We start from the raw sequence: 18,814 nt of genomic DNA on the forward strand, positions 1-18,814 counted from the left end.
GGGCGGTGGTTTCGGGGCCTCCGCGCGGTGACCTTGCCGGTCGGGCCGTGGTTTCGGGGGTCGGGCCGTGACCTCGGCCGCCGGGCGGGTGGGGGTCCGGCGGACGCTCCGGTACGGCGACGGGGGCGGTGACCCTTTCCGGTCACCGCCCCCGTCGTGTCCGCCGCGTCCGTCAGGACCCGGGACTCAGAGCTCCAGGCCCGCCAGCAGCCCCTCGTAGAACGCGGTGTGCGCGGTGTCCGAGGGGGTCGTGCCCGCGAGGAACGTGCCCGTACGCGGAGTGCCGTCGAGCTTCCGTACGAAGTCGAAGGCCTTGTTGTCCTCCTCGCCCCAGGCCACGAACCGCCAGTGCAGCGGGCGGTCCGCCGCCTCCGCCAGGGCCTGCGCCGCCGCCGTCTTCGACTCCGGCGCGCCGTCCGTCTGGAAGACCACCAGGGCCGTACGGGCCGGGTCCGCCTTCGCGTGGTGGGCGAGGACCTCCTCCACCGCGCGGTGGTAGTTCGTCCGGCCCAGTCGGCCCAGGGTCGCGTTGACCTCCTCCACCCGGGTGGGGGTCAGGGTCTCCGGGGTCAGCTCGACCGTGCCGTCGACGTCCGTCGAGAAGAACACCGTCGTCACCGTCGCGGTCTCGTCCAGGTGCGCCGCCAGCGCGGTCACCTGCTCCGCGAGCCGTTGCACGGAGCCGTCCTTGAAGTACCCGCGCATCGAACCGGAACGGTCCACCACCAGGTACACGGCGGCCCGGCGCCCGGCCAGCCCCTGCTTCGCCAGCCGCGCCCCGGCGGCCTCGTAGGCGTCCGCGAGGTGCGGGGCGACGGATCCGCCTCCGGCGGGGGCGGTCGTCCCGGTGGTCCCGTCCGCCGGGACGCCCGGGATGACCGGGACGACCGGGACGACCGGCTCGGGCCGCGCCTCCGGCTCCGCGCCGGATCCGGCCTCCGGCCGCGCCAGGCTCTCGTCGGACTCCGCCGACGGCTCGCCGGGCTCGCCCGCCTCCGCCTCGCCCGCCGCCTCGGCGGGTGCTTCCGGCGTGCCCTCCGGCTGTGCGACGGGTGCTTCCGGCGTGGCCTCCGCCTCGGCGGCGGGCGCCTCCGGCTCGGTCTCCGGCTCGGTCTTCGTGGTGGTGGCCTCGGTGGGCTCCGCCTCCGTGATCTCGGGGACCTCGGCCGCTTCCGCCTCCGGCGGGGCCGGGGCGTCGTCGGCCTGGTCCTGCCGCGCCTCGGCCTCGGCCTCGGCCTCGGCCTCGGGCGCCGGGTCGGCGGCTACGGCTTCGGTCTCCGTGGCCGCCGCCTCGGCGACGGGTGCTTCCGGCTCGGTCTCCGGCTGGGCCTCTGTGGCGGTGCCCTCGGCGGGTGCCGTCTCCGGGGTGTCCGTCGCCGTCCCGGCCTCGGCCTGCGGCTCCGGCGCGTCGGTCTCGGCCTCCGGCGGCGCCGGGGTCTCGTCGGACTCGGCCGTCGGCTCTGCGACGAGTGCCTCCGGTGCGGACTCGGTGGGCTCCGCCTTCGTGCCCTCGGCCGATTCGACCGTCTCGGCGACGGGCGCGGTCTCCGGTTCCGGTGCGTCGGCCGTGGTCAGGGCCTCGGCGATGGGCGCCTCCGCTGTGTCGGTCGCCTCGGCCTCCGCGACCGCTTCCTCCGGTGCGGTCTCCGGTTCCGGTGCGTCGGCCGTGGTCGCGGCCTCGGCGTCGGGTGCCTCCGCCTTGGTGGTGTCCTCGGCCGCTGCCTCGGACTCCGTTCCGCTCTTCGCCTCGGCGGCCTCCGCCTCCGGTGCGTCCGCCGGGGTCACGGCCTCCGCGTCGGGCGCTTCCGCTTCGGCGGTCTCCGGCTCCTCCGCCGTGTCGGCCACCTCGGGCTCCGCGACCGCTTCCTGCGGTGCGGACTCGGCGCTCTCCTCCTGCGGTTCGGCGCTGTCCGCGTCGGCCACCGCCTCCGCCTTCACGGGCGCGCTCGCCGCAGGCGCCTCGGCGGCGATCGACTCCGCCTCGACCGTGGGCCGTTCGGCCTCAGCCGTAGCCGCCGTCTCGGCCTCAGCCGCGGGCTCTCCGGATTCGGCCTCGGACGTGTCCGACTCAACGGCCTTCTCCGCCACAGGCGTTTCGGTCGCCGCCCGGTCCGCCGGGGCCGTCTCCGGCTCGGCAACCGGCTCCGCCACGGCCTTCTCCGCCTCGGGACCCGCGTCCGCCGCCGCAGGCGACTCCGCGGGCTCGGTCGACGCGACCGGCTCCGTGGCCGGTGCGGGCTCGGCCGCCGCGGGCGACTCCGTGACCGTCTCCGCCGGAGGCTCCTCCGTGCGGGCCTTCGGGATCTGGGGGTTGTCGAAGGACGCCGACACCAGGTCGTCGGCCGCTCGGCGGGCCGCGTCCTCCGGGGTGTCCTCGGGGGTCTCACGCGTCTGGGACGGGACAGAGGCCGCAGGGGACTCCTCGCGGTCCCGGCCGAACACCTTGCGCAGCATGTTCCGAATACCCATGGGCGAAGCCTTTCGCATGAGTGGAGTGCTTGTGAATGTCCGTACTGGGCGTTTCGGGACGTTCATCCCTGGCCAGGGCGGACACGTAAGGTTAGCGGCCGTCCCGTCCCCCGCCGATGACCCGGTCGTCCCCGGTTGTCGCGCATTCATCCGGTGTTCACCCCACGGCCGTCCCCGGGCAGAGACGCGCACCTAGCGTCACGGCCGAGAGAACCCGACACCATGTCGGCGCGGTGTGCGCCGGAGGAGGACGACGTGCGCAGACTGCTGCCGCTGTTGAGCACCAACCCGCACGGGGGCGGCCGTTCCGCCCTCACCTGCCGGTACCGCTGCGGGGACGCCTGCTTCCAGGAGGTGCCCAACACCAGTGCCAACGAGTACGTCGGCGACATCATCGCCGGTGCCCTCTCCCGCCGTTCCGCCCTGCGCGCCGCCGCCGTCGTGACGGTGGCCTCCGCCGCGGGCGGGGCCCTGGCCCTCGGCACCGCCCCCGAGGCGTCCGCCCTCCCGCAGGCGCCCACCGGTCACGGCAAGGGCCACGGCCACGGTCACGGCAAGGCCGACGGCGCCCGGGGCCTGCGCTTCAGCCCGGTCGCCCCCAACACCGCCGACCGGGTCACCGTCCCCGCCGGGTACGCCCAGAACGTGGTCGTCCGCTGGGGCGAGCCCATCCTGCGCGGCGCGCCCGCCTTCGACTCCGAGAAGCAGTCGGCGAAGGCCCAGGCCGGTCAGTTCGGCTACAACAACGACTTCCTCTCGCTGCTGCCGCTGCCGGGCGAGCACGGCCGCCAGGTCCTCGTGGCGAACCACGAGTACACCGACGAGGTCCTGATGTTCCGCGGCTACGACCCCGCGAACCCGACCCGCGAGCAGGCCGAGATCGCCTGGGCCGCGCACGGTCTGTCGGTCCTCGTCGTCCAGGAGGAGCGCCGTACCGGCAGGCTCACCCCGGTCACCCGCCACCCCCTCAACCGGCGGCTGCACACCACCAGCCGCTTCGAGGTCACCGGCCCCGCCGCGGGCGGCGCCCTGCTGCGCACCTCCGCCGACCCGACGGGCCGCAGGGTCCTCGGCACGCTGAACAACTGCGCGGGCGGCACCACCCCGTGGGGCACGACCCTGCACGGCGAGGAGAACTTCAACCAGTACTTCGCCAACGGTTCCAGCGCCACGGACAAGCGCTACGGCGTCGGCACCGGGGCCAGCGAGCGCAAGTGGGAGCGGTTCGACGGGCGCTTCGACCTGAAGCGGGAGCCGAACGAGGTCCACCGCTTCGGCTGGGTCGTCGAGCTCGACCCGTACGACCCCGACTCCACGCCCCGCAAGCGCACCGCGCTCGGCCGCTTCAAGCACGAGGCCGCGCAGCCCCGGCTCACCGAGGACGGGCGTCCCGTCGTCTACATGGGCGACGACGAGCGCTTCGACTACTTCTACAAGTTCGTCTCCTCGAAGCGGATGCGGAAGGGGAACTCGCGCGGTGCCCGCGAGCACAACCTGACCCTGCTCGACGAGGGCACGCTGTACGTGGCCAAGCTGACCGGCGACTCCCCGGCGGCCGAGATCGACGGCACCGGCAAGCTCCCGGACGACGGCGAGTTCGACGGCACCGGCAGCTGGATCCCGCTGGCCACCGGGAACGTCAGCCACGTCCCCGGCATGACCGCCGAGGAGGTGTACGTCTTCACCCGCCTCGCCGGTGACAAGGTCGGCGCGACGAAGATGGACCGCCCCGAGGACGTCGAGCCCAGCCCGCGCACCGGCCGGGTGTACGTCGCGCTCACCAACAACTCCGACCGTGGCAAGCCGGGCAAGGCCCCCGCCGACGAGGCCAACCCGCGCAACCTCAACAAGCACGGCCAGATCCTGGAACTCGCCGAGAACTGGGACGACCCGGCCTCCGACGGCTTCGCCTGGCGCCTCTTCCTGGTCGCGGGCGACCCGGACGACCCGTCCACGTACTTCGCCGGATTCCCCAAGGACAAGGTCTCCCCGATCTCCTGCCCGGACAACGTGGCCTTCGACCCGCACGGCAACCTGTGGATCTCCACCGACGGCAACCAGCTCGGCTCGCACGACGGGCTGTTCGGCGTCGCCACCCGTGGCGAGCGGCGCGGTGAGCTGAAGCAGTTCCTGACCGTGCCGAGGGGCGCCGAGACCTGCGGCCCGATCGTCCAGGACCGGCGCGTCCTGGTCGCGGTGCAGCACCCGGGCGAGATCGACGGCGCCTCCGTCGAGAAGCCCGCCTCGGTCTGGCCCGACGGCCCTGGGAAGATCGTCCGCCCGTCGGTGGTGGCGGTCTGGCGTACGGACGGCGACGACATCGGCGTCTGAGCCTCCGGGCCCCCGGGCCCGGACGGGACCACCGGAGGGCCCCGGGGCGGAGCGCCTCACTCCGTCCCCAGGCCCTCCCTGAACCGTACGAACTGCTCCTCGGGGTCCCCGGTGTAGGCCCAGGGCACCCACGCCGCCCGGGTCCCGAGCATCCCGAGGAGCTCCCGGGCGATCTCCACCTGGCCCGCGTAACAGGCCGCGTGCGCGAGGAAGTTGAGGTCGCCGACCTCCTCCGGGGCGACCGGCAGGCCGGGCTCCCGGCCGCCGATCCAGCGCGCGTACGTCCGGCGCAGCTCGGTGACCGCGAGTTCGTGCTTCCAGTGCTGGTCGAAGCCGCGCACCGGACCGCGTCCGAGCGCGCCGTCCGCGATGTACCGGTACTCCTCGACCCGGGCGACCTGCACGAGCACCGGCAGCGGGGAGCCGGGCGGCGCGACGCCCGCCGCGTCGCGGGCGAAGTCGTACATGCTGCCGTGCGTCCCGTGCCACCGCGCCGACCAGTAGCGGAGCACCTGGATGTGGCCCTCCGTGTTGTACGGGTCGCGGCGCCGCAACTCGTCGAACCAGTGCCGCAGTTCCCGGCGCGGCACCCCGCCCTCGTACAGCCGGGCGACGGAGAGCAGCGACACCCACGGCATGGGGTCGGCGGGGGCCGCCTCGGCGGCGCACCGGCAGGCGATGACGGCCGCGTCGATCCGGGCCCGGTCGATCGCGGCGCCCCGGCCCGCGGCGATGGCCGCGTCGAAGACCCGGACGACCTCGGTCGCGGCGCGCAGCACGGCCGCGTCGGGGTTGCCCGGTTCGGCGGCCCGCCAGGTCTCCACGGTGGAGCTGCCCGCGGCGGCGTGCGACAGGAGCCGCAGCCGGTGGGTGCGGCGCGCCCAGTGGCCGCCGGTGGCGGCGAGCAGGTCCCGTACGCCCTGCCAGCGGCCGATGACGATGTCGTGGCGGGCCTCGGTCAGCGCGCGGTCCCCGAAGTCCGGGTCGAAGTCGGGCGCGAAGCGTGTCGTACGTGCCGTGCGTGAGCGTCGGCGTACGGCCATCGGGACGACCTCCTCCGGTTCGGCTTACGTCCTGTCAGATGCGTGGTGGCGGGCTCCGGTTGTGCCTCCGGCGGGGCGGTGGGCCTCCGTCGTTCCCGTCCGGTCGGGGGCGGGGTCAGAAGTCGGTGGCGTAGCTCTTGTCTCGACCGCCGTCGCGGGGGCGGCCCGCCGGTCCCGAGCCCTCGGCGGCGGCGGCGAGCGCGGCGACCGCGTCGAGCCGGGCCGGACGGTAGTAGTCGCTGCCCTTGCGCCAGTACACGGTCAGCGGTACGAGGCCGAGGGCGAGGCCGCCGAGGCCGATGGTGAGGGCGGTGGTGGAGAGGGAGCCGAGGGACTGGACGAAGGCCCACAGCATGAACCCGGAGCCGAGCAGCGGCCAGAGCCCGCCCAGGACCAGGTTCCGTACGGAGCGCAGCAGGAGCGACTTGTAGGCGACGACGGCGGCGATCCCGGCGAGCCCGTAGTAGAAGGCGATCTGGAGTCCGATGGCGGAGACGGCGTCGCGGAGGATCTGCTGGAGGGAGCCCGCGGCGGCGGCTGCCGCGAACAGCAGGAGGGCGGCGGCGCCGACGGCGACGACCGCGACCCACGGGGTGTTCCAGCGGGGGTGGACCGTGCCGAGCGCGGCGGGCAGGGTCCGGTCGCGGCCCATCGCGAAGAGCGAGCGGGTGACCTGGATGAGGGTGGTCTCCAGGGTGGCGACGGTGGACAGCAGGACGGCGATCAGGAGGAGCTTCCCGCCGACGCCGGGCCAGATCTCCTGGCCGAGGACGGCGAGCACGTTGGGCCCGGCGTCCTTGATCTCCTCGGCGCTCAGCAGGACGTTCACGGCGACGGTGAAGGTCACGAAGAGGAGGAAGACGAAGCCGACGCCGACGAGGGCGGCGAGTCCCGCGGTGCGTCTGCTGTCGCGGGTCTCCTCGCTGAGGTTGCTGGTGACGTCCCAGCCCCAGTAGTAGAAGGCGGCGATGAGCGCCCCGGCGGCGAAGCCGTGGGTGCTGTCGAAGCCGTCGAGGCCGAACCAGGACCAGTCGAAGGCGGTGGCCCCGCCCCGGTGGGCGAGGGCGGCGAGCACGAACCCGCCGAGGATCAGCATCTCGGTGCCGGACATGATCAGTTGGGCCCGTACGGTGAGCCGGGCGCCGCCGAGGACGACGAGCAGCATGATCAGGAACCAGCCCGCGCCGACGGCGGCGGAGAGCACGGTGTCGTCGGCGAGGTCCTGGTCGACGAGGGCGAGGGTGAGGGACCCGGCGGGCAGCGAACCGGCCACCATGAAGACGGTGGCGGCGAAGACGAGGGCCCAGCCGGAGAGGAAGCCGAGGAAGGGGTGGAGGGTGCGGCCCACCCAGGAGTAGCCCGCGCCGGCGTTGACGTCGATCCGGCCGAGCCGGGCGTACGCGAGGACGATGCCGAACATGGGTATCGCGCAGTACAGCAGGGCGGCGGGGCCCGCGTAGCCGACGGTGCCGAAGAGGACGGCGGTGGTCGCGGTGAGGGAGTAGGCGGGCGCGCTGCCCGCGACGGCCATGACGATGGTGTCGAAGGTGCCGAGGACGTTGGGCTGGAGCCCTCTGTTCGTCGTGGTGCGCATGGCGTGGTCCTCGGGGCGCGGGGGTGGGGCAGGGCGAAGTGGCGCGCCCGACCGTCCGGTTGCCGAGGGCGGCGGGCGCGGAGCACGGTGAATCGAGCGCATCGTAGTCGCCCGGGTGGCGTGGGGTAACGGCGGTGGGGAGGGTTCCGTCCGGTGACCACCGGTCCGTCCGCCCGTGCGTCTCCGGGGGAGGGTTCACCGCAGGTCGGGACCGGCGATGGCGCGGGCCGCGCGGACCTCTCCCCGGACCGGGGCGAGGACGCCGTCGTCGTCGCCGGGGAGTTCCGCGCGGACCGCGAAGAGGGTGTCCGTGCCGCGCAGTCCGTCGGCGAGTTCGCGCAGTTCGCGGGTGACGGCGGCGACCTCGTCGGGGTCGGGGGCCGGGGCGCCGTGGTGGACGCGGATGCGGGCGGCGGTGGTGGCGTCCACGATCCGTTCGACGGCGACGACCAGCGGCCACCAGGCGGCGGCGCGGGGGCCGGTGGGCGGCGGTTCGGTGAGGGCCCGCTGGAACTCGGAGCGGACCGTGGACAGATCGCGGTAGAGCTTGCGCCGGGCCCGCAGCCGTTCGCCCTGGTCGCCCGGGGGGCCGCCGAAGGCGCACGCCACATAGGCGGCGGTGTCGGCGACGGAGTCCGCGAGCCGGTCGCCGACGCGGGTGCCCCAGGACTCGGGCCACAGCAGGTATCCGGCGATCAGCGTGATGCCGCAGCCGATGAGGGAGTCGTACAGCCGGGGCAGGACCAGGTCGAAGCCCTGCTGGTTGAGGGTGTCGGAGAGCAGCAGGATGACCGGGGTGATGGCCGCCGTCTGGAAGGCGTACCCCTTCACGGAGAACGCCGGGATGAGGGCGGCGAGCAGGCACATCACGGGCACGTCCCACCAGCCCCGGGGGACTTCGGCGAGGACGAGCGCGGCGAGGACCAGGCCGACGGCGGTGCCGAGGGCGCGGAGCACCGCGCGGGAGAAGACCGAGCCGAAGTCGGGCTTCATGACGAAGGTGACGGTGAGCGCCACCCAGTAGGAGCGGGGGACGGCGATCAGCGAGACGAGGGCCTGGGCGAGGCCGATGCAGAGGGCGAGCCGCAGGCCGTACCGCCAGGACGCCTCGGAGAGCAGGACGGCGCGGGCGGTGCGGCGGACCCTGACCCGGAGCGCGGCGGGCCCGCCGAGCCGGTCGCCGACGTCGTACAGATCGGGTTCGGCCTGGTGGACGACGGTGGCGGCGTGCCGCAGGGCGTGGTCGACGGCCTTCTCGGCGGGCCGTTCGGGGGCGGGCAGTTCGAGTGCGGGGGCGCCGGTGCGGCCCTCCTCGACGGCGGCGGCGAGGTCGCGCACGGCCGCCGGGACGGCGGGGGACAGCGGGCCGTGGAGCAGTGCCCTGAGGTGGGCGGCGGGGGCGGCCTCCACGAGCGGGATGACCACGTTGAGCTGGGCGAGCAGCCGGACCAGGGAGGGCGCGCGGCCGTGCTGGCGGGCGCGGCGGGCGAGGACGAGGTCGTAGGACTGGTTGAGGGAGGCGGTGACGGCCTGCCGTCTCTCGTCGTACGCGGGCGTGCCGGTGGCGTCGTACAGCTCGGCGACCGTGCGGTAGGTGGCGGCGACGGCGGCGCGTTCGGGGGCGGCGCGGCGGAAGGGCCAGCCGAGCAGGGTGAGGACGAGGACGAAGAGGCCGCCGAGGGTGAGGAGGAGCGGGGCCTTCCACCAGGGGTCGGGCATCGGGAGTCCGGCGCCGACGACGGCGTTGAGCAGCAGCAGGAGGCCGGAGACGGAGGCGACCGCGCCGATCGAGGAGATCATCCCGGAGACGAGCGCGACCAGGGTGAGGGCTCCGACGGCGAGCCAGCCGTGGCCGAAGACGAGGGTGCCGAGGGTGACGCCGACGGCGCCGAAGAGCTGCGGCACGGCGATGTTGAAGATCCGCATCCGGTAGGCGTCGGCGGTGTCGCCGATGACGCCGGAGAGGGCGCCCATGGAGACGAGCGCGCCGTAGGCGGGCCGGTCGGTGGCGAGCCCGACGGCGAGCGGCGCGGACAGGGCGACGGCGGCGCGCAGGACGGCGGCCCAGGGGATCGGCGCGGGGGCCGGACGCAGCCCGGCGGTGAGCCAGGCGGGGGGACTGAGCCGGACGGGGGCTGCGGGGCGTGCCATGTCCCCAACGTACGTCGCGGGTCGTCCGTGGAGATCGTCGTGGGCGGTGGCGGCGGCGGCGTTGTCATCGGTGGCGGTGGCGGTGGCGGTGGCGGTGGCGGTGGCGGCGGTGTTGTCGTCGACGTCGGTGGCGGCGTCGGTGGCGTGGCCGTCGAGCGGGCGGTGTGATCCGCGCGTCGGCTCGTGTCGGTTCGCGCCGCCTCGCGTCGTGGGCCCCGGCTGTCTCCCCCCCCATAGCGTTCATCCTCAATTCATTGCAACGCTCGCGAGGAGGGTGTTGCATTAGCCTTGAGCGTCGTTGCAATGATTTTACGGCTTTGACCTGCATTGATGTCGATCACGCGCAACTCGATCATTGCCGGAATGGCGAACGCAACGTAGCGTTTCTCTTGTCGGAAACGTTGAGCCGAAGGGGAGAGCGGTACGGAAGTCCGCTGTCCCCACCCCGGTCGCCACCGTCCTCCCCCGGCGCCGGACCTCGTCACAGACCTCAAGGAGCACACGCCACCATGTCTCTCACCCTCACCGGCCAGGACCGTCCCGAGCTGCAGAAGACCATCGAGGAGATGGTCGCGTCCGGCATCACCGGCGTGACGATGCGCGTGCACGACGAGCGGGGGGAGTGGGTCGGCAGCGCCGGGGTCCGCGAGCTGGGCGGGACCGCGAAGCCGCCGGTCGACGGACACGTCCGGATCGGCAGCAGCACCAAGACCTTCACCGCGACCGTGGTGCTGAAGCTGGTGGACGAGGGCCTGATCGAGCTGGACGCCCCGGTGGCCGACCACCTGCCCGAGTTCGGGCTGGACCCGAAGATCACGGTACGGATGCTGCTCCAGCACACCAGCGGGGTGTTCAACTTCACCGGCGAGTACTACGAGGACGGGACGTTCGTACCGGGGATAGCCGCCACGACCGCGGGCCAGGAGTGGGTGGACGGCCGGTTCAGGACCTACCGGCCCGAGGAGCTCGTACGGCTGGCGCTGTCCAAGCCCGCGCGGTTCAGCCCGGGGACGGACTGGAACTACTCCAACACCAACTACGTGCTGGCCAGGCTGCTGGTCGAGAAGGTCACCGGCCGCTCGCTCCCCGAGGAGATGCGGCGGCTGGTCCTGGAGCCGCTCGGGCTGTCGGACACCCTGCTGCCGGAGACCGGCACGGAGCTCCCCGAGCCGTACGCCCACGCCTACTACCGGTACGAGGACGGAGGCAGGGAGGAGACCGTCGACGTCACCCGCCAGAACCCCTCCTGGATCTCCACCGGCGGAGACATGATCTCCACGACCCGGGACCTCCACACGTTCATCTCCGCGCTGACCGGCGGCGAGCTCCTGCCGGCCCCGCTGCTGGCCGAGATGTGCGACCCGCACCCCAAGGCCGGATACGGCCTGGGCGTGATGGTGCAGGACACGGGCGACGGCGGCACGGTCATCACCCACAACGGCGGCATCGCGGGCCACGCGGCACTGATGTACAGCACGCCCGACGGCAGCAGGACCCTGACCGCCGCGGTGAACTACGTCGACGACGCCGGGCTGTCCATGGCGGCGGCGTTCCAGACGGCGGTGCTGAGGATCGTCGGGGAGGTCTTCGGCGGCGGACAGGCCGACGGGACCGACGCGGCCGGGACCGACACCGCCGGGACGGACACCGATGGGACCGACGCGGCCGGGACGGACACCGACGGGACCGACGCGGCCGGGACCGACACCGCCGGGTCGACCCGATAGGCGCCCTCAGGGCCGAGGGCCCGGACGGGCGGGCCACCGCGAGCACGTCAGTTGCGGTAGGACTCGACCTCGGTGGCCGGGCGGACGGCGGCGGTGTCCGGGTTCTCGCCGAACTCGCTCTTCGCGCGGCGCTGCCGCAGCAGGTCCCAGCACTGGTCCAGACGGACCTCCAGCTCGGTGAGGCGGGCCCGTTCCTCGGGGAGGAGACCGCCCGAGCGGGCCCGCAGGGCCCGCTCCTCCTCCACGAGGGAGCCGATGTCGTCCAGGATCTCCTCGTTGTCCATGCCTTCCAGCGTGGCCGATCGGCGCGGTCCGCGCAGGTCGAGACCGGCGGGACCGGCCCGGACGCGGCCCGGACGCGGCCCGTGCCGTCAGTGCCGCAGGGCCTGGGCGATCTCCGCCTTGGTGGCGCCCGACAGCGTCCGGTTGCTGCGGGCCGTACCGGACTTGGACTGGCCGGGCGGGACTCCGTCGATGTTCAGGACGACCGAGTCGAGGTAGTTCCCGTCGGTGTCCCGGAAGGTCACCATGACCGTGTAGTCGGCGGCCTTGTCCTTGGGGTTGGTGGCGGTGATGTCGGCGACCGTGCGGTCCCCGTCGGCGCGGGTGGCGCCCGCCTTCACGTCGCCGGTGGCGTTGACCCCGTCCTTGACCTTGTCCATCGTCTCCTGGGCGGCCGAGGCGACGGCCGCCGTGGCGGAGGAGAGGGCGCTGCCCGCCGCGTCCTTGGCGGCGTCGCACCCGGTGAGGGCGAGCGCGGCGGTGGCGGTGAGGGCCAGGGTGATGCCGGTGGTGCGTCTCATGGGATCTCCTCTCGGACGACCGCGCGGGGGCCGTCTCAGGGCCTCGCGGTGTCCCCGCCGTACGACTCGTCGGTGGCCAGCGCCCAGATCACGAAGACCGAGATGGCCATGGAGAAGAGGGCCCACCAGGGCTGGTAGGGCAGGAAGAGGAAGTGCATGACGATGTTGAGGGAGGCGAGGGAGATACCGGCGACCCGGCCCCATTCGGCGCCCTTGAGGATGCCGTAGCCGGCGATGGCGACGACCACGCCGAGGGCGAGGTGGATCCAGCCCCAGGTGGTCAGGTTGAACTTGAAGACGTAGTCGCCGACGCGGGCGTAGACGTCGTCCTCGGCGATGCCCGCGATGCCCTGGAAGATGTCCAGGAATCCGGTGACCAGCATGAGGACACCCGCGAAGAGGGTGCCGCCCGCCGCCCAGGCACCCGAGGCGGACTTCTTCGGTTCGCGCGGAGGCGCGGTGTTCTGGCTCATGCTCCTCATCGTGCGAGCGTCCGGCCGTTTCCGACCGTCCACCTGGTCCGTACGGGTGAGGGGCGGAGCCGGTCCGCGTTGTCGGACCCCGGCCGTAGGCTGCCCGACGCGCCGCCGTCCGGGCCGTACCGGTCCGGGCGCCCGGGACCGGACAAGGATTCCCGGGACCGAACAGGAAGGGACGACCCCGCATGACCGACCGGACCACCACCGGCACCACCGCGACCGCTTCCACCCCCTCGACCGGCACCTCCGCCGAGCCCCCCGCGACCGGCACCCCCGCCGGGTCCGCCGTCACCGCCCCCGGCACCGCCCCCGCCGACGGGCGGGTCATCACCAACCCCGGCACCCTCCACGACCCCACCCCCTTCGGATACGCGCACGCCGTCTCCGCACCCGGCGAACTCGTCTTCATCGCCGGGCAGTACGCCTCCGACGCCACCGGCGCGCCCGTCCCCGGGGACTTCGCGGACCAGGTCGAGCTGTCGCTGACCCGGCTGCGGCAGGCCCTGGAAGGGGTCGGGCTCGGCCCGGAGCACGTCGTCCGGCTCGGTTCGTACGTCGTCGGGCACGACCTGGCCAAACTGGAGGTCCTGGGCGCGGCGCTGCGCGCGCACTTCGGTGACCGGCTGCCCGCCCAGACCCTCAGCGGGGTCGCGGCGCTCGCCCTGCCCGGGATGCTCTACGAGATCGACGCGGTGGCCGTGCGGCCCGCCGGCTGATCCACTTGCGCGGGCCGGGACGCGGGTGTGACCTGGAGGGTGCGGGACCGCAGCAGGGGGGCGAGACGAAGGAGCTTGCCATGGCCGCACACGCAGCGACGCCGGTGAGGCGCCCGTTCCGAGTGCACGGCTGGGTGTTCCCGGCCGTCACCGGTGTCCTGTACGGCCTGTACGCGGCGACGGTGGCCCGGCACGGCGGCCCGACGACCCTGGGGCAGCTGTGGCTGGGGCTGATCTCGGCCGTGGTCCTGACGGTGGGCATCCACACGCTCCGGCGGTACGGCAGGGCGCTGCCCCGTGAGCCGCGGGCCGCCGCCTGGGGCGTGCTGACCGGCGGCGCGGTCGGCTTCCTGTTCAGCCTCTCCGGGGCCAGCGTGCTGTCCTCCAGCGGCCTGGGCCTGGCGTTCGCCGTGGTCACGACGGCGGCGGCGTACTACCTCTTCTACACCCACGAGGACGCCCAGGGCCGCCCCGCGCCGTACTGACGCGGACCGGCCGGAGACACGGCGGCGGGGCCCCTCGCGCGAGGGGCCCCGCCGTGCCGTTCAGTCCTCGGCGCCGCCCCTGACCACGACCACCGGGCACGGGGCGTGCTGGGTGACATGGGTGGAGACCGAGCCGAGCATGGCGGCCTTGAAGCCGCTGTAGCCCCGGTCGCCGACGACGAGGAGCTCCGCGCCGCGCGCCGCGTCGAGGAGCGCCTGGGTGGCGTTGCCGCCCACGACCGTCCGGACGACCGGGGCCGCCTGTTCCGGGGTGAGCGTCGAGGACAGGGACTCGTCGAGGATCTGCCGGGCGAGCCGTTCGGGGTCGAACTCCGCCGGTACGCCGGGCACGAGCGTCGCCCACGAGGCCGGGTACTCCCAGCCGATCACCGTCTGCAGCGTGTCCCCGGTGAGGGCCGCCTGCCGGGCCGCCCACCTCAGCGCCTTCAGGGAAGGCGCCGATCCGTCCACGCCCACCACGATCCTGCCGGCCATCGCCGACCTCCGTTCGCTGTACGGCACATATGAACCATGCGCCACCAACGTAACAAACCGCTCAATCGAGGCGGAGGTCGGCCAGTTGCCGTTCGAAGGGGACGACCTCCTCGTCGTCCGCCGCGCGCTCCGGGCGGGCCGCGACGGCCTCGGCGAACTCGGTGCCCGCGCGGGTGACGCGGGCGGGCAGCCCCTCGGTGTACTCGTCGCCGCCGCTGCCCCAGTCCTCCGAGGCCGCGTAGACGGCGGTCGGGACGACGAGGGCCCGCAGATAGGCGAAGAGCGGTCGCAGGGCGTGGTCGAGGACGAGCGAGTGCCGGGCGGTGCCGCCGGTGGCCCCGATCAGGACCGGGGTGCCGGTGAGCGCGGCCGGGTCGATCAGGTCGAAGAACGACTTGAACAGACCGCTGTAGGAGGCGGTGAAGACCGGGGTCACGGCGATGACCCCGTCCGCGCCGGTCACCTCGTCGATGGCCTCCTGGAGCCGCTCCGAGGGGAAGCCGGTGACGAGGTGGTGGGCGATGTCCACCGCCAGGTCGCGGAGTTCGACGACCTGGACGTCGACGGCGTACTCCCGCTCGGCCAGCCGGTACCGGGCGGCCTGGAGGAGCCGGTCGGCGAGCAGCCGGGTGGAGGACGGCGAGCTGAGGCCCGCCGAGACGGCGACCAGTTTCAGGGTGCGCACGGTGTCATGCCTCCTTCGTGGTGGCGGGGCCGCCGGTGACGGCGGGGTGGAGCGGGGCGGTGGCGGGGACGTCGGCGGGGCGCAGGGCCTCGAACTCCTTGCGGAGCACCGGGACGACCTCCTCGCCGAGCAGGTCGAGCTGTTCGAGGACCGTCTTGAGCGGCAGTCCCGCGTGGTCGACCAGGAACAGCTGGCGCTGGTAGTCGCCCACGTAGTCGCGGAAGGACAGGGTCCGCTCGATGACCTCCTGCGGCGAGCCGACGGTCAGCGGGGTCTCGCGGCTGAAGTCCTCCAGGGAGGGGCCGTGGCCGTAGACCGGCGCGTTGTCGAAGTACGGGCGGAACTCCCGTACCGCGTCCTGGGAGTTCCTCCGCAGGAAGACCTGGCCGCCGAGGCCGACGATCGCCTGCTCGGGGGTGCCGTGGCCGTAGTGGGCGTACCGCTGCCGGTAGAGGCGGACCATCTTCTCGGTGTGCTGCTTGGGCCAGAAGATGTGGTTGGCGAAGAAGCCGTCGCCGTAGTAGGCGGCCTGCTCGGCGATCTCCGGGGAGCGGATGGAGCCGTGCCAGACGAACGGCGGGACGCCGTCGAGCGGGCGCGGGGTGGAGGTGAAGCCCTGGAGGGCGGAGCGGAACTTGCCCTCCCAGTCCACCACGTCCTCCCGCCACAGCTTGTGGAGGAGCGCGTAGTGCTCGATGGCGAGCGGGATGCCCTGGCGGATGTCCTGGCCGAACCACGGGTAGACCGGGCCGGTGTTGCCGCGCCCCATCATCAGGTCCACGCGGCCGTCGGCGAGGTGCTGGAGGGTCGCGTAGTCCTCGGCGATCTTCACCGGGTCGTTGGTGGTGATGAGGGTGGTGGAGGTGGAGAGGATCAGGTTCTCCGTGCGGGCGGCGATGTGCCCGAGGAGGGTGGTGGGGGAGGACGGCACGAACGGCGGGTTGTGGTGCTCGCCGGTCGCGAAGACGTCGAGCCCGACCTCCTCCGCCTTGAGCGCGATGGCGACGGTGTTCTTGATGCGCTCGTGCTCGGTGGGGGTGCGGCCGGTGGTGGGGTCGGTCGTCACGTCGCCGACGGTGAAGATCCCGAACTGCATCGTGCTCACCTCTCGCCTTCCTGGTCTCCGCGCTCCCCGTGGTCGGCGGGTCTCTCGCGGTTCTTGGTTGAATCTTAAACCATCTCGTCCAACGGTGCCACCCCTCCCCCTATTCCGGCCCGCGCGCCACCCCGTACGACAGGACCCTTCCGGTCGTACGGGGGCCGGGTTCCGGCCGGTGCGGAGGCGGGTTCCGTACGGTACGGAGGGCGGGCGGAGGACTGATCGCGGCCTGGGTGGTGGCCGAGCCGTGGCCGGTGCGGCGGCCGGGTCGCGGTCCGTACGGCCGAAAGGGGCGCGGCCCGTACGCTGGACCGCGTGACCGATCAGGAGCGCTGGAAGGAACGCGGGGTGATGCTCCGCGTCTTCGTGTACGTCTTCGCCACGCACGCCTTCGCGGGCTTCGTCTGGATCCTCTTCTACGTGGGCCAGAACGCCCAGAAGTGACACGGGGGCGCGTGCGCGCCGACCGGGACGGGCCGGACCGGGGAGCCGGGCCCCCGCCCAGGCCGGGCCCCTCGCGCGGCCGGGCGTACCCGGGGTGGACCCGGTGAGAGGCCCGGGGGACCCGGAAGGAGATCCGGGGCGGACCCCGCAGGGAGATCAGAGGTGGACCCAGGGTGAGGCCCGGGGCAGACCCGGAGCGAGGTCCGGGGTGGACCCGCAGTGAGGCCCGGGTGCGGACCCGGGTGAGGGCCGGGGTGAGGGCCGTCGCCCCCCCCGTCACCCCTCCCACCTGGGCCCCCTCCCGTAGAGTCCCCGACGTGAACGGTGCGATACACGTCGTCGGAATCGGCGCGGACGGCTGGGACGGGCTCCCCGAGGCCTCCCGCCGCGTCCTGCGCTCCGCCGAGGTCCTCCTCGGCGCCCCCCGTCAGCTCGGACTGCTCCCCGCCGCCGACTGCCCCGGCGAACGCGTCGCCTGGCCCTCCCCGCTGCGCCCCGCCGTCCCCGGACTGCTCGCCGCCCACGAGGGCCGCGCCGTCGCCGTCCTCGCCAGCGGCGACCCCTCCTTCCACGGCATCGCCCGCACCCTCGCCGGGGCCGTCGGCGCCGACCGGCTGCGCGTCCACCCACACCCCTCCTCCGTCTCGTACGCCTGCGCCCGCCTCGGCTGGCCCCTGGACGCGGTCGACACCGTCTCCCTCGTCGCCCGGCCCCTCGCCGCGCTCTCCGCCGCGCTCCACCCCGGACGCCGCCTCCTCGTCCTCGGCGAGGGCCCCGGGACCCCCGCCCTGGTCGCCGCCCTCCTCCGGGACACCGGCTGGGGCGGCACCCGCGTCCGGGTCCTCGAACAGCTCGGCGGCCCCCGCGAACGGCTCCTCGACGCCACCGCCGCCGACTGGCCGCACGAACGGACCGACGCCCTCCACGTCCTCGCCCTCGACTGCGTCCGCGACCCCGGCACCCTGCGCCTGGGCACCGTCCCCGGACTCCCCGACGAGGCGTACGAGCACGACGGGCAGCTCACCAAGCGGTACGTGCGCGCCGCCACGCTCGCCGCCCTCGCCCCCGCGCCCGGCGAACTCCTCTGGGACGTCGGCGGCGGCTCCGGCTCCATCGGCGTCGAATGGATGCGGGCCCACCGCGACTGCCGGGCGATCACCGTCGAGAAGTCCCCCGAGCGGGCCGCCCGCATCGCCCGCAACGCCGACGCCCTCGGCGTCCCCGCCCTGCGCGTGGTGACCGCCGCCGCACCGGACGGCCTCGCCGGGCTCGACCGGCCCGACGCGGTCTTCGTCGGCGGCGGGCTCACCGCCCCCGGCCTCCTCGACGCCTGCTGGGCCGCGCTGCCCCCCGGCGGACGGCTCGTCGCCAACACCGTGACCCTGGAGTCCGAGGCGGTGCTCGCCGCCCGCCACCGCCGCCACGGCGGCGAACTGGTCCGGCTCGCCACCGCCACCGCCGTCCCCGTCGGCGGCTTCACCGGCTGGCGCCAGGCGATGCCGGTCACCCAGTGGTCCGTCACCAAGGAAGAGGAAGCATGACCGTCTACTTCATCGGCGCGGGCCCCGGCGCCGCCGACCTCATCACGGTGCGCGGCGCCCGTACGCTCGCCTCCTGCGGGGTCTGTCTGTACGCGGGCTCCCTCGTTCCCGTGGAACTGCTCGCCGAGTGCCCGCCGGACGCGAAGCTCGTCGACACCGCGCGGATGGACCTCGACCAGATCGTCGCCGAGATCACCGCCGCCCACGCGGCCGGCCGGGACGTGGCCCGGCTGCACTCCGGCGACCCGTCCGTCTTCAGCGCCATGGCCGAGCAGATGCGCAGGCTCGACGCGCTCGGCATCCCGTACGAGGTCGTGCCCGGCGTCCCCGCGTTCGCCGCGGCGGCGGCGGCGCTCAAGCGGGAGCTGACCGTGCCCACCGTCGGCCAGACCGTCGTCCTCACCCGGATCGCCCAGCAGGCCACCCCGATGCCCGAGGGCGAGGACCTCGCCACCCTGGGCCGCAGCGGCGCGCTCCTCGTGCTGCACCTCGGCGCCCGGTACGTCGACCGGATCGTCTCCGAACTGCTCCCCCACTACGGCGCCGACTGCCCCGCCGCCGTCGTCGCCCTGGCCAGCCGCCCCGACGAGACCGTCCTGCGGGGGACCCTGGGCGACATCGCGGAACAGACGAGGGCGGCGGGCATCACGAAGACCGCCGTCATCCTGGTCGGCCGGACGCTGGCCGCGTCCGCGTTCCGCGACAGCCACCTGTACGACCCGGCCCGGGACCGCCACAGCTGCTGAGGCGGT

18 protein-coding genes are annotated in these 18,814 nt (G+C 74.0%); 8 read left to right on the forward strand and 10 right to left on the reverse strand.

Going from position 1 to position 18,814, the window contains the following annotated elements; genetic code table 11:
- Positions 1-186 precede the first annotated feature (186 nt).
- Positions 187-2,469, reverse strand: coding sequence for a VWA domain-containing protein (locus ACFXGN_RS05610; RefSeq protein ID WP_384853843.1), 2,283 nt, complete (start codon positions 2,467-2,469; stop codon positions 187-189).
- A 255-nt stretch (positions 2,470-2,724) separates the two neighbouring features.
- Here ACFXGN_RS05610 and ACFXGN_RS05615 point away from each other — a divergent pair, with 255 nt between their 5' ends.
- Entirely contained in the window at positions 2,725-4,800 is a 2,076-nt protein-coding gene (locus tag ACFXGN_RS05615) for a PhoX family protein (RefSeq protein ID WP_384853846.1), read from the forward strand.
- A gap of 56 nt (positions 4,801-4,856) precedes the next feature.
- On the opposite strand, the gene ACFXGN_RS05620 is transcribed toward ACFXGN_RS05615, so the two are convergent.
- From ACFXGN_RS05620 to ACFXGN_RS05630, 3 genes are all read right to left on the reverse strand, one after another.
- Complete coding sequence (locus tag ACFXGN_RS05620; RefSeq protein ID WP_384853849.1) at positions 4,857-5,843, reverse strand: hypothetical protein; 987 nt, start codon at positions 5,841-5,843, stop codon at positions 4,857-4,859.
- Positions 5,844-5,958: 115 nt separating this feature from the next.
- The gene (locus ACFXGN_RS05625) at positions 5,959-7,437 is read right to left on the reverse strand and encodes an APC family permease (protein WP_384853851.1); all 1,479 of its coding nucleotides are present in this window, start codon (positions 7,435-7,437) and stop codon (positions 5,959-5,961) included.
- Between the two features lie 195 nt (positions 7,438-7,632).
- Positions 7,633-9,588, reverse strand: a complete 1,956-nt coding sequence (locus ACFXGN_RS05630) for an FUSC family protein (RefSeq protein ID WP_384853853.1) — start codon at positions 9,586-9,588, stop codon at positions 7,633-7,635.
- 27 nt (positions 9,589-9,615) lie between these two features.
- On the opposite strand from ACFXGN_RS05630, the gene ACFXGN_RS05635 reads away from it, so the two are divergent.
- Positions 9,616-9,756 (forward strand): hypothetical protein, encoded by a 141-nt coding sequence (locus ACFXGN_RS05635; RefSeq protein WP_384853856.1) that lies wholly within the window; start codon positions 9,616-9,618, stop codon positions 9,754-9,756.
- Positions 9,757-10,097: 341 nt separating this feature from the next.
- Positions 10,098-11,315: a serine hydrolase domain-containing protein gene (locus ACFXGN_RS05640; RefSeq protein WP_384853859.1), complete on the forward strand. Its 1,218-nt coding sequence runs from the start codon at positions 10,098-10,100 to the stop codon at positions 11,313-11,315.
- Between the two features lie 47 nt (positions 11,316-11,362).
- On the opposite strand, the gene ACFXGN_RS05645 is transcribed toward ACFXGN_RS05640, so the two are convergent.
- The 3 genes from ACFXGN_RS05645 to ACFXGN_RS05655 all read right to left on the reverse strand — a co-directional run bounded on the left by ACFXGN_RS05645 (position 11,363) and on the right by ACFXGN_RS05655 (position 12,591).
- A complete protein-coding gene (locus ACFXGN_RS05645) occupies positions 11,363-11,599 on the reverse strand; it encodes a DUF2630 family protein (protein WP_384853862.1) in 237 nt (78 codons plus the stop codon).
- An 87-nt stretch (positions 11,600-11,686) separates the two neighbouring features.
- On the reverse strand, positions 11,687-12,118 hold the full coding sequence (locus ACFXGN_RS05650; RefSeq protein ID WP_384853865.1) for a hypothetical protein: 432 nt from the start codon (positions 12,116-12,118) through the stop codon (positions 11,687-11,689).
- A gap of 35 nt (positions 12,119-12,153) precedes the next feature.
- Complete coding sequence (locus tag ACFXGN_RS05655; protein ID WP_384853868.1) at positions 12,154-12,591, reverse strand: hypothetical protein; 438 nt, start codon at positions 12,589-12,591, stop codon at positions 12,154-12,156.
- Positions 12,592-12,923: 332 nt separating this feature from the next.
- On the opposite strand from ACFXGN_RS05655, the gene ACFXGN_RS05660 reads away from it, so the two are divergent.
- Complete coding sequence (locus tag ACFXGN_RS05660; RefSeq protein ID WP_384854517.1) at positions 12,924-13,313, forward strand: RidA family protein; 390 nt, start codon at positions 12,924-12,926, stop codon at positions 13,311-13,313.
- A gap of 80 nt (positions 13,314-13,393) precedes the next feature.
- Complete coding sequence (locus tag ACFXGN_RS05665; RefSeq protein ID WP_384853870.1) at positions 13,394-13,798, forward strand: hypothetical protein; 405 nt, start codon at positions 13,394-13,396, stop codon at positions 13,796-13,798.
- Between the two features lie 60 nt (positions 13,799-13,858).
- Here ACFXGN_RS05665 and ACFXGN_RS05670 read toward each other — a convergent pair whose 3' ends face one another.
- From ACFXGN_RS05670 to ACFXGN_RS05680, 3 genes are all read right to left on the reverse strand, one after another.
- Positions 13,859-14,293, reverse strand: coding sequence for a universal stress protein (locus ACFXGN_RS05670; RefSeq protein WP_366443477.1), 435 nt, complete (start codon positions 14,291-14,293; stop codon positions 13,859-13,861).
- A gap of 61 nt (positions 14,294-14,354) precedes the next feature.
- Positions 14,355-14,978, reverse strand: coding sequence for an FMN reductase (locus tag ACFXGN_RS05675; RefSeq protein WP_384853874.1), 624 nt, complete (start codon positions 14,976-14,978; stop codon positions 14,355-14,357).
- Between the two features lie 4 nt (positions 14,979-14,982).
- On the reverse strand, positions 14,983-16,074 hold the full coding sequence (locus ACFXGN_RS05680; RefSeq protein WP_384854519.1) for an LLM class flavin-dependent oxidoreductase: 1,092 nt from the start codon (positions 16,072-16,074) through the stop codon (positions 14,983-14,985).
- 318 nt (positions 16,075-16,392) lie between these two features.
- Here ACFXGN_RS05680 and ACFXGN_RS05685 point away from each other — a divergent pair, with 318 nt between their 5' ends.
- From ACFXGN_RS05685 to cobM, 3 genes are all read left to right on the forward strand, one after another.
- Complete coding sequence (locus ACFXGN_RS05685) at positions 16,393-16,521, forward strand: DUF6126 family protein (protein WP_384853877.1); 129 nt, start codon at positions 16,393-16,395, stop codon at positions 16,519-16,521.
- Between the two features lie 317 nt (positions 16,522-16,838).
- The gene (gene cbiE, locus ACFXGN_RS05690) at positions 16,839-18,062 is read left to right on the forward strand and encodes a precorrin-6y C5,15-methyltransferase (decarboxylating) subunit CbiE (RefSeq protein WP_384853879.1); all 1,224 of its coding nucleotides are present in this window, start codon (positions 16,839-16,841) and stop codon (positions 18,060-18,062) included.
- A complete protein-coding gene (gene cobM / locus ACFXGN_RS05695; RefSeq protein ID WP_384853882.1) occupies positions 18,059-18,808 on the forward strand; it encodes a precorrin-4 C(11)-methyltransferase in 750 nt (249 codons plus the stop codon). The genes cbiE and cobM overlap by 4 nt, the downstream gene beginning before the upstream one ends.
- Positions 18,809-18,814: the final 6 nt, after the last annotated feature.

It is taken from the genome of Streptomyces sp. NPDC059247 (genome assembly GCF_042754005.1).
GTDB lineage: Bacteria > Actinomycetota > Actinomycetes > Streptomycetales > Streptomycetaceae > Streptomyces.

Bases quoted from the DNA above. Each gene is read 5' to 3' on its own strand.
- ACFXGN_RS05610 (WP_384853843.1), bottom strand. From the start codon at position 2,469: ATGGGTATTCGGAACATGCTGCGCAAGGTGTTCGGCCGGGACCGCGAG.
- ACFXGN_RS05620 (WP_384853849.1), bottom strand. From the start codon at position 5,843: ATGGCCGTACGCCGACGCTCACGCACGGCACGTACGACACGCTTCGCG.
- ACFXGN_RS05625 (WP_384853851.1), bottom strand. From the start codon at position 7,437: ATGCGCACCACGACGAACAGAGGGCTCCAGCCCAACGTCCTCGGCACC.
- ACFXGN_RS05630 (WP_384853853.1), bottom strand. From the start codon at position 9,588: ATGGCACGCCCCGCAGCCCCCGTCCGGCTCAGTCCCCCCGCCTGGCTC.
- ACFXGN_RS05640 (WP_384853859.1), top strand. From the start codon at position 10,098: ATGTCTCTCACCCTCACCGGCCAGGACCGTCCCGAGCTGCAGAAGACC.
- ACFXGN_RS05645 (WP_384853862.1), bottom strand. From the start codon at position 11,599: ATGGACAACGAGGAGATCCTGGACGACATCGGCTCCCTCGTGGAGGAG.
- ACFXGN_RS05650 (WP_384853865.1), bottom strand. From the start codon at position 12,118: ATGAGACGCACCACCGGCATCACCCTGGCCCTCACCGCCACCGCCGCG.
- ACFXGN_RS05655 (WP_384853868.1), bottom strand. From the start codon at position 12,591: ATGAGCCAGAACACCGCGCCTCCGCGCGAACCGAAGAAGTCCGCCTCG.
- ACFXGN_RS05665 (WP_384853870.1), top strand. From the start codon at position 13,394: ATGGCCGCACACGCAGCGACGCCGGTGAGGCGCCCGTTCCGAGTGCAC.
- ACFXGN_RS05670 (WP_366443477.1), bottom strand. From the start codon at position 14,293: ATGGCCGGCAGGATCGTGGTGGGCGTGGACGGATCGGCGCCTTCCCTG.
- ACFXGN_RS05680 (WP_384854519.1), bottom strand. From the start codon at position 16,074: ATGCAGTTCGGGATCTTCACCGTCGGCGACGTGACGACCGACCCCACC.
- cobM (WP_384853882.1), top strand. From the start codon at position 18,059: ATGACCGTCTACTTCATCGGCGCGGGCCCCGGCGCCGCCGACCTCATC.